The 12317-nt window shown below is 27.0% G+C and carries 9 protein-coding genes; 6 read left to right on the top strand and 3 right to left on the bottom strand.

The features are described from left to right. Positions 1–135: 135 nt before the first annotated feature. From IC213_RS05940 to IC213_RS05920, 5 genes are all read left to right on the top strand, one after another. Positions 136–1386: an MFS transporter gene (locus IC213_RS05940; RefSeq protein ID WP_227482403.1), complete on the top strand. Its 1251-nt coding sequence runs from the start codon at positions 136–138 to the stop codon at positions 1384–1386. Positions 1387–1570: 184 nt separating this feature from the next. Further along, on the top strand, positions 1571–2455 hold the full coding sequence (locus IC213_RS05935) for a mechanosensitive ion channel family protein (protein WP_227433080.1): 885 nt from the start codon (positions 1571–1573) through the stop codon (positions 2453–2455). A gap of 563 nt (positions 2456–3018) precedes the next feature. After that, complete coding sequence (locus IC213_RS05930; RefSeq protein WP_227433082.1) at positions 3019–3636, top strand: PepSY domain-containing protein; 618 nt, start codon at positions 3019–3021, stop codon at positions 3634–3636. Positions 3637–3743: 107 nt separating this feature from the next. Then, a complete protein-coding gene (locus IC213_RS05925; protein ID WP_227433083.1) occupies positions 3744–6275 on the top strand; it encodes an FAD-dependent oxidoreductase in 2532 nt (843 codons plus the stop codon). A 216-nt stretch (positions 6276–6491) separates the two neighbouring features. After that, positions 6492–7112, top strand: a complete 621-nt coding sequence (locus tag IC213_RS05920) for a TVP38/TMEM64 family protein (protein WP_227433084.1) — start codon at positions 6492–6494, stop codon at positions 7110–7112. Positions 7113–7240: 128 nt separating this feature from the next. Here the strand turns inward: IC213_RS05920 and IC213_RS05915 are convergent, their stop codons facing one another. Beyond that, positions 7241–7777 carry a metal-dependent hydrolase gene (locus IC213_RS05915; protein ID WP_227433086.1) on the bottom strand — a complete coding sequence of 179 codons (537 nt, stop codon included), beginning with the start codon at positions 7775–7777 and terminating at the stop codon, positions 7241–7243. A 112-nt stretch (positions 7778–7889) separates the two neighbouring features. Continuing rightward, positions 7890–8594 (bottom strand): superoxide dismutase, encoded by a 705-nt coding sequence (locus tag IC213_RS05910; protein WP_285894828.1) that lies wholly within the window; start codon positions 8592–8594, stop codon positions 7890–7892. 170 nt (positions 8595–8764) lie between these two features. On the opposite strand from IC213_RS05910, the gene asnB reads away from it, so the two are divergent. Further along, a complete protein-coding gene (asnB, locus tag IC213_RS05905) occupies positions 8765–10648 on the top strand; it encodes an asparagine synthase (glutamine-hydrolyzing) (protein WP_227433087.1) in 1884 nt (627 codons plus the stop codon). 73 nt (positions 10649–10721) lie between these two features. Here asnB and IC213_RS05900 read toward each other — a convergent pair whose 3' ends face one another. Continuing rightward, entirely contained in the window at positions 10722–12158 is a 1437-nt protein-coding gene (locus IC213_RS05900) for a trypsin-like peptidase domain-containing protein (RefSeq protein ID WP_227482406.1), read from the bottom strand. Between the last annotated feature and the right edge of the window lie 159 nt (positions 12159–12317).

Here is a 12317-nt window from a genome sequence, read left to right as displayed (position 1 = left end):
GTGTATTGTATAATAGAAATGCATATTAAAAATTTTGATAAATAATTACAAAATTCTTATAAACACATACTGTAAATAGAAAGTCTACAAACAGAGTAATAAAAGTTAAAATTACATAGATTTGAGGGAGAAAATATGAAAAGTTATACAAAGACTAAATGGAGTGTTTGGGGCATAATTACATTTTCATTTATTTTAGTCTTATTTTTAAGGATGTCAACTGCTGTTGTCTCAGATAATTTAGCAAAAGAGTTAGGGTTTAATTCTATACAAATATCAAATATAGCATCATTTTGCCTTTACTCATATGCACTTATGCAAATACCAGCAGGTATATTAATTGATAAATATGGAGCAAGAAAGATTAGTAGTATTGGAATAATAACAGCTAGTATAGGTTCGATACTATTTGGATTAATACAAAATATAGAATTAGCATATCTTTCTCGTATAGTTGTAGGAGCAGGAACATCAGTAATACTACTCTGTATCTTAAAAATTCAAGGTAGATGGTTTGATAAATCGGAGTTTGCTTCTGCAACAGCTAAGTTCTCATTTGTTGGAAATGTGGGAGGAGTTCTTGCTACTTTTCCGCTAGTATTTTTGTCCGAATTTATTGGTTGGAGAAATTCATTTTTATTAATAGGTATAATAGGTATTTTAATTGGATGTTGTATGTATATTATTGTTAGAGATACACCAAGAGAATATGGATTTAATGTAAATGTTGATATTTATGAAGAATCAGAAAAAATTAGTATTATTGAAGGGATTAAGTCCGTTATAATTAATAAGTCAACATGGTATAATTCAATAATAATGTTTTCTTTTGTAGGTTTAACAAGTGCATTTACAAGTCTTTGGGGAGTAAGATACATAATGGATGTTTATGGAGTTAGTAAGAGTTTTTCTGCGTTTATAGTATCATTTTTTACATATGGATTTATATTTGGTTCAATAATCATGGATTTTGTGTTTGCAAAAATAAAGTCTAGCAAGTTTAACATAATAAAATATGGTGCAATGATAGACTTATTTATATGGATAATAATTGTAATTGTTTTTAAAGTAAAACCACCAATAATGTTTTTACCAGTAGCATTTTTTATAATGGGGTGTATAGTCATGTCACATTTACAAGTATTTAATGATGCTAAATATAAAAATAAAGAGATTTATTCTGGATTGGCAACTAGTGTTATTAATACCTTTGAATTTATAGGAAGTGGTATTATTAATTTAATCATAGCTATATCTTTACAAATAAATTTCTATAATACAGTTGATGGATATAAAAGAGGATTTATTGTATTTATAGTATTAAGTATTATAACTATAATAGCATCTCATATTGGTGTAAAAAATGATGATTTTAAAACTCAATAGCATTTTCATAGTGGCTTAGCATAAAGTTCTACAAATAATAGAAGGTTTGGATTTAGAAAAAAGAGCTAACTGGAATATAAATCTTGTTTACTATGATTAAATGATATTGTATCATATTAAATAGAAAAATAAGAACTTTAAACTATAATATTGGTTCTAAAATATAAAGTAAGGAGTTTTTTCTATGGATACAACAAAAATAGATGATATAAGTAAGTTAGATTTAAATAATCTAGATATTAATAAAATGGACATGGGTGGTTTGATGGAAAGCCTTTTGGAATGGGCAACTACAAGTGGAGTAAAACTTATAATAGGTTTACTCATACTTTCAATTGGATTTAAAATAATAAAAAAAATTGTAAACCATGTCATGACAGTTCTTGGCAAAAGAGATGTCGATTTAACTTTAAGAAGGTTTTTGAAATCTCTTCTTTTAAGTGTACTTAAAGTTGCTGTTATAATAGTTGTTCTTGAATACTGGGGGATGAGTTTATCTAGTTTTGCTGCTGTAATAGCTTCAGCAGGGGTAGCGATAGGTTTAGCGCTGCAAGGTAGTTTATCAAATTTTGCTGGAGGATTTATTATACTTTTGATTAGACCTTTTAAAGTAGGAGATTACATAGAAGCAGCAGGTCATGGAGGAACAGTTGAGCAAATAGGACTTTTTTATACTCAATTAGCTACTCCAGATAATAAGCAGATACTTATACCAAATGGCTCTGTATCAAATGATAGTCTGATAAATTATTCTGCAAAAAATACTAGAAGGGTTGATTTAGTTTTTAGTGTAGGATATGAAGATGATATATTACATGTTAGAAGAGTCTTAAAAGAAATTGTAAATAGACATAAATTAATAATAAATGAACCAGAACCATTTATAGGAGTAGTAGAACATGGAGATAATGCCATTAAATTTGCAATTAGGGCTTGGTGTAAGACAGAAGACTATTGGACAATTTACCTTGATTTATTAGAAGATGTTAAAATTAGATTTGATGAAGAAGGAATTACAATACCTTATCCTAAAATGGATTTAACAGTTAGGGAACTAAATAAAATTTAAGTTTTTAATTATATAAAGGGGATGCTATTTAAAGCATCTCTTTTAGTTGTTTTTATTTTATGTAGATTTTTTATTTTCATATTTAATTAATGATAATTTTTACTATTTTATAGATTTAAATTTTAAAATTCTGGTATAATAAATTATATTATATAGATTTTAAAAATATTTCATCTTTGAGCGATACACGTATAGTTAAATATTATTTTATGATAGACAGAAAATCATCTTATCTCAGTATTTTAAAATAATAAGAAGTTGTATAACTTTGGATATTTGTGTATCATCCAATTTCATCTCAGTTTATCTCAACATTTCTATTTTTAAGAATAATTATGATTTATAAACAGGTATTATATTAGAAATTTAAAAATTTGTACTCATATCTTATTATTTAGGTTAATTTTCATATAAGTAATATTAAAATAGATTTTTAGCTTTTGATTATAAAGCTTTGAAAATAATTAAAATAAAGTAAGGAAAATATGCAATATAAAAGGGTAAATGAAGGGTTTAAAGGGCATAATATAGAATAAATTAATTATTATTTAAGGAGGATTTTTATGTGTAAAAAATTATATTTATTAGTAGCAAGTATACTTATTGCAGGTTTATTAACTGCATGTAGTGGAAATTCAAATTCAGGACAAGCACCTCAAAATAGCAATACAAAAAAAGAAGCAAATGCTTCAAATAGTGATTTAAAAGATGGCAAAATTGATGAAAGTTTAATGGAACAAGACTTCAAAGTACCTTATACAGATGCAATAAATATGTTTAAAGACAAATATAAGGATGCTGATATAGTAGATTTAAGTCTTGAAAGCGATTTAAATAAATATGTTTATACTGTTGAAGGTGTAGATGATAATAATGAGTATAAGATGAAAATAGATGCTAATACAAAGGATGTATTGCAAGATAAAACTGAAAAATTGGATTCAGAAGATTTAAATGGTAAAGCTAGAAAAGAAAAATTAGATTTAAATGATATAATAACACCTCAAAAAGCTATGGAAATTGCATTGAAAGAACAAGATGGAATAGTAAAAGAATGGAGTTTAGATAAAGATTTAGATGTTACTTTTTATAAAATAAGAATAGATAAAGATAAAAATGAATATGACATAAAGGTAGATTCTAAAAAAGGAACTATACTGGAGGTAGAAAAAGAAGATTAAGAGTTTCAAGTTGCTTTTAAAATAAATTCTTTTTTGAATAAAATTTGTTTAAAATATAACAAATAGGGTATAAAAAGGTTAAATAACTATTTTAGGAGGAGTACGGTATGTCATTAAAATCATTGAAAATAAAAGAAAATTTATATTGGGTAGGTTCACTTGACCCTGATTTAAGAGTATTTGACATAATTATGTATACACCTTATGGAACAACTTATAATTCATATGTCTTAAAAGGCACAGAAAAAACAGTTTTATTTGAAACAGTTAAAGATAAACATTTTGAGAAATATATTGAAAGATTAAATGATTTAAATATAGACTTTGAAAAAATTGACTATATTGTGGTAAGTCATACTGAACCAGACCATGCAGGAAGCGTTGAAAAGCTATTAGATTTAGCAAAAAATGCAAAAGTAGTAGCTTCAGAAACTGCTATTAAGTATCTAAAGGAAATCGTAAACAAAGACTTTGAATATATTGCAGTTGCAGATGGAGATGTGCTATCAATAGGCGATAAGACTTTAGAATTCTTCTCTGTACCTATGCTTCATTGGCCAGATACTATATACACATATATAAAAGAAGATAAAACTCTTGTAACATGTGATTCATTTGGAAGTCATTATAGTAATGACAAGATAGTAAACACTCTTAATGAAGATGAAGAAAAGGATTACTTAGATGCCTTAAGATATTATTATGATTGTATAATGGGGCCATTTAAACCATCTATGGTAACTGCTATAGAAAAGATAAAAGATTTAGATATAGACACAGTGTGCCCAGGTCATGGACCAGTATTGACTGAAAATCCTAGAAAAATTATAGACCTTTATTATAAATGGAGTGTAAATGAACAAGTAAAATTAGAAAAAGAAGTTACAATTTGTTATGTTTCTGCACATGGATATACAAAAATCATGGCAGAGGCTATAAAATCATATATTGAAAAAAATAGCAATTATAAAGTAAATTTATTTGATGTAATAGAGCATAAGCAAGAAGAAATTCTAGATAAAATAGCAGTATCGCAAGGTGTATTATTTGGAACACCAACAATATTAGGGGATGCATTAAAACCTATATGGGATATATTAGTATCTTTAAATCCAGTTCTTCATGGTGGAAAAGTTGCATCAGTATTTGGTTCATATGGATGGAGTGGAGAAGGTATAGAAAATGCTATGGAGAGAATCAATCAGCTTAGAATGACAACAGTGAAACCATTTGCTGTTAATTTTAAACCATCAGGGGAAGAAGTTGACAAATTATATGCTTATACAGGAAAATTCTTAGATAAGTTAAACTCTACTTTTGGAAGTAAAAAGAAGACTAAAAAGTTTAAATGTGTAATTTGTAATGAAGTATTTGAAGGAGATAGTGCTCCTAGTATATGCCCTGTATGTGGAGCCAAAGAGGACCAATTTATAGAAGTTGAAGAAGATGAGGTTACTTTTAGAAAAGATACTGACGAATATTTTGTTATAGTAGGAAATGGTGCAGCTGGTTTCTATGCAGCAGATGCTATAAGAAAAAGAAATAAGACTTGTAAGATAACTATGATTTCTAATGAGGAAGAGTTAACTTACTATAGACCTGCACTTTCTGATGGTATAAATGAAGAACTTAATTCTGATTTCTATATGGAAGATAAAGCTTGGTATGACGAAAACAACATAGTAGTAATATTAGGAACAAATGTAGATAAATTAGATGAAGCAAATAAAACTATTGTAGTAAATGATGGAGCTATTAAATTTGATAAGCTTGTAATAGCCACAGGAAGTAGAAACTTCATACCACCAATTAAAGGTCATGATTTAGAAAATGTATTTACACTTAGAAATATAAAAGACTTATATAATGTAAAAGAAGCATTAGAAAAGTCTAAGAAAGTTGTAGTAATTGGTGGAGGACTATTAGGTCTTGAAGCAGCATGGGAATTTAAATTAAAAGGCTTAGAAGTAGTAGTGGTTGAAGCAATGGATGGTATATTATCAAAACAACTTGATAAAGAAGGCAGTAAAATACTAGAGCAATGTGTAAGAGATACAGGCATAGATGTAAGATTAGGTGTGGCAGTTGATGGTATTGATGGCAATGGAAGGGCCCAAAAAGTTGTATTTAAAGATGGCAATAGTGTTGACTGTGATATGGTAGTCTTTTCAATTGGAGTGAGAGCAAATACTCAGATGGTTCAAGATACATCTGTAAAAATTGATAGAGGTATTGTTGTAGATAATACATTACAGACAAATGTTAAAGATATATACGCTTGTGGAGATGTTGCACAAGTAGGAAACACTAGTCTAGCAATATGGCCATCTTCAGTAGAAATGGGAAAAATAGCAGGAGCAAATGCAAGTGGAGATAGTTTGAAATTTGAAAGTGATGTATATCCAGTTTCATTAGATGCTATGAATGTTAAAGTATTTAGTATTGGTAATATACAAGATTTTGATAAAGAAATTTCATCAAAAGATGAAGGTAAAAGAGTATATAAAAAATTATTTATGAAAGATGGTTCATTAGTAGGAGCTATACTTATAAATGATTTAAGTTGCACTGTTAAATTGATAAGATTAATATCTGAAAAAGGGGATTTTGAAGATGTTATGAAGTCAGATATACTATAGTTTAAATATATCTAGATAAAAAGAAAAAGTCTTGAAATATGATAGATTCATATTTTAAGACTTTTTTGTTATAATATATAATAAAATAAAGATACCTTAACTGTAAATTTACATAAATTATTTACTTTTGAATATTAGATTCCTTTTTGAAATTGGTATGTAATAGCAATATAGAGTATATAATAATAGTTAAAGTTAAAAAAGGGGAAAAGCAATATGCAGTATATACAAGAATTACTTGATTTAACTCAAAACTATTGGGTGTTAGCCACAATAATTGGTTTATTAAGTGCATTTATAGAAAGCTTTATACCAGCCTTACCACTTGTGGCGATAGTTACAGCAAATGCTGCTATACAAGGGTTATTACTTGGGTGTTTGCTATCATGGATTGGCTCAGGGCTTGGGACAACCTCATTATTTTTATTAATAAGTAGATTTACTGATAGTAGACTTTTTAATAAGTTGAGAAATAGTAAAACTGAAAGAGCAATAAGTTGGATGGACAAACAGGGATTTAAACTGCTATTTATAGCATATGCTTGTCCATTTATGCCTGGGTGTTTAGTTACTGTTGCATCAGCTTTTTGTAAAAAAGATATAAAAGATTTTGTTCCAGCAATGTTGGCAGGAAAATTTGTAATGTTTATAGTAATAAGTTATGTGGCAAGTGATATAGAAGGATTTATAACAAGTCCACTAAAGATAGCATCATTTATACTATTAGTATTTTTATCATGGAAGATTGGAAGTAAAGTTAATAAAAACCTTGAAAATCATAACTATGAATTTCATCATAAAAAACACGATAATGATAGAGATAACAAAAGAATTTAACTTGTCAAAAAATTAAAATTGTCTTAAAAGAATTAGACTTAAATAAAAATTAAATTTAAAAGTATTCTTTTAAGACAATTTTTTTAATTTATTTAATTAATTTATAAATATGTAGCTATAAAAATACATTAAAATAAAATGTAAAATTGATATCCGATTAAAAAAATAACTATGAAATTTAAAAGTTTAGATATGAATTTTTCTGTTTTTGAACTAGTTTTTATAGGGAGTAAGGAAATGTTTATAGTAATGGGAAAAAACAATTCGATACCTTCTTTGGTAATAAGGTCAAGACACATGTGAGAAAAATATCCTATTATAAATCCACTAGACAGACATGAAAAAACTATATTGTTGTTAGTAAAGATTGTTAGAGACTTAAAAAAACTACTAATGAGTAATAATGCAAGAAGACTATGGGTAAACCCTCTGTGTCTAAACCTACTTCCAAATAATTTGTAAATTAATATGAATTTTTTACTTATGTAAGAACCTCTCATATCTATATCTGGAAACAATGAACCTAAATATGCAAAATAGATATAGATTATAATTAATACTATTTTATATGTAGTATCGTATTTGACTAAATATATATTATTTATAAAGGGGAGTATCAAAAGCGCTAATATATATCCTCCCCTTTCATGTGTTTCTTTTATCATATAAAAATCCTCCTGAATCGTCACTATAAACACAATATTGGTAAATTTAGACTATCTTTTATTATATTATATAGCAAACATAAGTTTTTTTCAAAAGGATTTTAATATTTAATTACTCTTGAGATTTTAAATTTTTGTAATTTTCTAAAGCTCCATTCCAATTAACTACATTAAACCAGTTGTTAATATATTCATTTCTTCTGTTTTGATATTTTAAATAGTAAGCATGTTCCCAAACATCAAGACCTATGATAGGAGTCAAGTTTTTACTTACAGGGCTATCTTGGTTTGGAGTAGTTATAATGGACAATTTACCATCTTTAGTGGCTACCAGCCAAGCCCAACCAGAACCAAAAACATCTAAAGCTGCTTTTTGGAATTCTTCTTTGAATTTTTCAAAAGAACCAAAATCTCTGTCAATAGCTGCTTTTAAAGATTCAGAAGGTATAGTTTTCTCAGGAGTCATTATATCAAAAAAGAATTTATGATTGTAAGCACCACCTGCATTATTTCTTACTGTTGTAGCAATGTCTTTAGGCAAAGAATCTAAGTTTTGTAATAATTCACATAAAGAATAATTATAAAGCTCAGGATATTTTTCAAGAGCTGCATTTAACTTATCAACATAAGCCTGATAATGTTTATCATGATGTAAAATCATAGTTTCTTTATCTATATGTGGCTCAAGTGCATCATAAGCATAAGGTAATGGTTTAACCTTAAACTTGTTATTTTCGGGTGTAAAAGCAAATAAAGTTATACACTGTGAAAGTATAAATAAAGACATAATAACTGGTATTAACATTTTTTTCTTCATAAAAATCACCTCCTAATATAGTATTTCTAGAAATTAAAAAATTATGAAAGATTAGCAGATAATTTATAAAAATTTGATAGTAATTTTTTTAAAATTGAATAAGTTTTGAAGGCAAAGACAAAACTATGAAATAAGGATAACACTAAAAATTAGGAAGGAAATTTGATAATATGTGTGGCAATATTTCAATTTATTATAAAGGAGATATATCTAAAAAAGAAGATATTAAATTTAAAATAAAAGAATCTGTAAATAATATAAATCATATAAGTCTTGATAGTAGAGGATACTTAAAAGGTGAGGAAAAAGAGTTTGATTTTAATAGATTTGATGTAATAGATGTTATACATGGAGTTAAACCATTTGAAAAAGATGGAAAGGTTATAGTTTTAAATGGTGAAATATATAATAGTTGCGAGATAAAAGAAGAATTGATTAAAAAAGGGTACAGCTTTGCTACAGATAGTGATATTGAAATCTTATTAACATCTTATATAGCATTTGGAAAAAATTGTGTACATAAGATAAAAGGTATGTTTAGCTTTATAATATATGATAAAGAAAATGAAAGCATATTTGGGGCAAGAGATTTATTTGGAATAAAACCACTTTACTATATAAATAAAGAAAAAGTGATAATCTTTGCATCAGAATATAAATTTATACTCGAGTATGTTAAAAAACTAAACATAAATGAACGAAGTTTACAGAGTTATTTTTCGTTTCAATATGTTCTTCCTGAAGATACTATGATACAAGGAATAAGATTGATACCAGCAGGACATTTTTTTAGAGTGGAAAACGGAATACTATCTTTAAAGAGATACAATAAACTTGAATTTAGGAGTAGTACAAAATTTTTTTACAGTAAGAATCATTTAGGGAATAGAGATATAGGCGAAGAAGAAATAAGAAATGTAGTAATAGATTCGGTAAGAAGACAGGTAGCAGAAAATAAACAAATTGGGACATTTTTGTCTGGTGGTATAGATTCATCAATTATAACCTCTATAGCTTCACAAATTAATCCAAATATAAAGTCTTTTTCGCTAGGTTTTAATGTTAAAGGGTATAGTGAATTGGAAATAGCTAAAAAAACAGCTGATAAATTGGGCATAGAAAACATTCCACTTAACATAACACAAGATGACTATATAAAAGCATTACCGAGTGTAATTTATTTTTTGGATGACCCTGTGGCAGACCCATCAGGAGTAGGTCTTTATTTTTTAATTAAAGAAGCTAGTAAATATGTTAAAATAGCTTTGTCTGGAGAAGGTGCTGATGAATTATTCGGGGGATATAATGTATATAAGGAATATAATAATGTGAAATCAGTTATAAATTCACCAGTGTATATTAGAGGCGTATTAAATAGAGTTTCAGAGCTTATGCCTAATATAAAAGGCAAAAATTATCTTTACAGAGCTACAACACCTTTAGAAAAGAGATATATAGGAAATGCGAAGATTTTTGAAAATAATGAAGTAAAAAGATTCTTTTTTAAATATAAGGAAAAGAATATACATGAGTATTTATTATCAAATTTGTACAGAGAAGCGCAGAAAAATAATTACGATTATATAAGTAAAATGCAACATATAGATGTAAATACATGGCTTCAAGGTGATATACTTCAAAAAGTTGATAAATTTTCTGTAGCTGAGCATCTAGAACTTAGAGTACCTTTTTTAGATAAAGATGTATTTGATGTAGCAAAAAATTTAAGAGTTGAACAAAAAATAACAAAAAATAACACAAAAGTGCTACTTAGAGAATCTTTTAAAGATATAGTACCAGAGCATGTTATTCAGAGAAAAAAATTAGGATTTCCAACGCCAATAAGAGTTTGGTTAAAAGATGATTTAGGAGTTGTTGTAAGAGAAACTATTTCCAATGCAAATGTAGACGAGTTTATTGATAAAAAATATATAATAAAACTTTTAGATGAACATCTAAAAGGTCACAAAGATAATTCAAGGAAAATATGGACTATATTTACATTTTGTCTATGGCATCAATTGTTTATAGAGCATAAAAACATCAAGTATTAATTTTTTCATGATATGGAGAGGGCGAACATATATAATGTTCTCACCCTCTCTATTGGTATGAAGAAAGAGTAAATTAGTTTATTATTTCGATAAAATTATTGGCAAATATTTTGACAAGATGACTTTCCACTGCTAGATTTAAGTTTTGTCCATCATCATATCCAGCAGAAATTAATCCCAGTAAATTGCCAAACATATCTAAAAGAGCCCCTCCAGAACTACCACTAGAGATTGGAGCTGTAAATTGTATCATTTGAACTGTTTCAAAGTCACGAAAAGCAGAGATAATTCCATCTGAAACTGTATTGAAAAGACCTAAAGGGCTTCCAATTGCAACTATTTTTTGGCCTCTTACAGGTTTTTTACTAACCTTGACTGGTATTGATTTACATTCTCTATCAACTTTTATTACAGCCAAATCATAATCTGAGTGGTATTTTATGATTTGATGTGATGTATAAACTTTATCATCATTTTCAAATCTAACTAAAAATGAATAGCCTTCATTAACTACATGGAGATTTGTAAGTATGTAACCTTCACTATTTATGACTACTCCAGAACCGCTCTTGAATGGTTTGTTTTCATTATCACACACAACAATCATAACAACGGAAGTTGATAATTTTGCGAGTTCTTCATATGTAAGTTCTATTTCTTTATCTTTTTTATTTTTTGTAGATGTAAAGTTTGTGTCAACAGAAGTTTGTTCAGATTGAGGTTTATTTATAGGAGTATAAGTTTTGTTATTATTGATGTTCTTATTTATATCTGTATTTAATTTTTCCAAAGGTATATCTAGCATAGTTGGACTTTTTTTAGAAAATTCAACTAAAGTAGAAAATCTAGAACATTCAGGATACAAATCAAGGATATCCTTATGAGGATTTATATATAAAATATCACATCCAAGCTGTGATAAAAAATATAAGAAAAAAAGTTCCTGTCTCTTAATATTTCCAAAATACACTACCTTGGGTGAAACAGTAATTTTAATTTTATTATAAAATAATTTAGGTAGAAAATAATCTATCCAACATAAAAGTTTAACAGCAAAATTTTTAACAATAGAAGGTGTTGAATGTGGTGTGTTTTTAGAAAACAAATCTAATGTATTTTTAAATGCAATTTTTTTTGTCCAATCTAATGTATCATTTTCTATCTTACAAGGAAATTCAATATTGTATAAATTCCAACTGTTAAATTTAGCATCATTATAAGTATTGAAAGTATTGAGCATCTTATCTGTTTGTGATTTATCAAAATTTATATTTAAGTTGTTTAGCCTAATATAGGGAACTGTTATATTGTTAAAAAAATGAGCATCTATATTTTTGATGTTTTTTATGTATTTATCAATCGAATTATCAATACCTATATATCGTGTAAAGTAGACTTCTTTAATATAAGAAGAACTCTTATTTGTATAAGACTTACTAGACATAAATTCATTTAAAGGCTCTTTTGAGTTCTTTATTACAACTTTTAATGGTTTAATAGTACAAATCATATTTTTTCTCCTCTAATAAGATGATATAATCTATTATAAAACATCTTAAAACAATATAGTACAAAGAATTTTGTAGTTTCAAAATAAAATGTATACTTGTATATATAAATGATATATAATTACATATTAAACATAGATTTTATCTATTTAAAAAAATAT

It is taken from the genome of Clostridioides sp. ES-S-0049-02 (assembly GCF_020658465.1).
Taxonomy (GTDB): domain Bacteria; phylum Bacillota; class Clostridia; order Peptostreptococcales; family Peptostreptococcaceae; genus Clostridioides.
Note: the sequence above shows the minus strand (reverse complement) of the source record. Positions and strands in the feature narration are given on the sequence as shown.

What these genes read in the sequence shown, in the direction of transcription:
- IC213_RS05920 (WP_227433084.1), top strand. Translation starts at nt 6,492, where the DNA reads ATGCAGTATATACAAGAATTACTTGATTTAACTCAAAACTATTGGGTG.
- IC213_RS05910 (WP_285894828.1), bottom strand. Translation starts at nt 8,594, where the DNA reads ATGAAGAAAAAAATGTTAATACCAGTTATTATGTCTTTATTTATACTT.
- IC213_RS05935 (WP_227433080.1), top strand. Translation starts at nt 1,571, where the DNA reads ATGGATACAACAAAAATAGATGATATAAGTAAGTTAGATTTAAATAAT.
- IC213_RS05930 (WP_227433082.1), top strand. Translation starts at nt 3,019, where the DNA reads ATGTGTAAAAAATTATATTTATTAGTAGCAAGTATACTTATTGCAGGT.
- IC213_RS05915 (WP_227433086.1), bottom strand. Translation starts at nt 7,777, where the DNA reads ATGATAAAAGAAACACATGAAAGGGGAGGATATATATTAGCGCTTTTG.
- IC213_RS05900 (WP_227482406.1), bottom strand. Translation starts at nt 12,158, where the DNA reads ATGATTTGTACTATTAAACCATTAAAAGTTGTAATAAAGAACTCAAAA.
- IC213_RS05925 (WP_227433083.1), top strand. Translation starts at nt 3,744, where the DNA reads ATGTCATTAAAATCATTGAAAATAAAAGAAAATTTATATTGGGTAGGT.
- asnB (WP_227433087.1), top strand. Translation starts at nt 8,765, where the DNA reads ATGTGTGGCAATATTTCAATTTATTATAAAGGAGATATATCTAAAAAA.
- IC213_RS05940 (WP_227482403.1), top strand. Translation starts at nt 136, where the DNA reads ATGAAAAGTTATACAAAGACTAAATGGAGTGTTTGGGGCATAATTACA.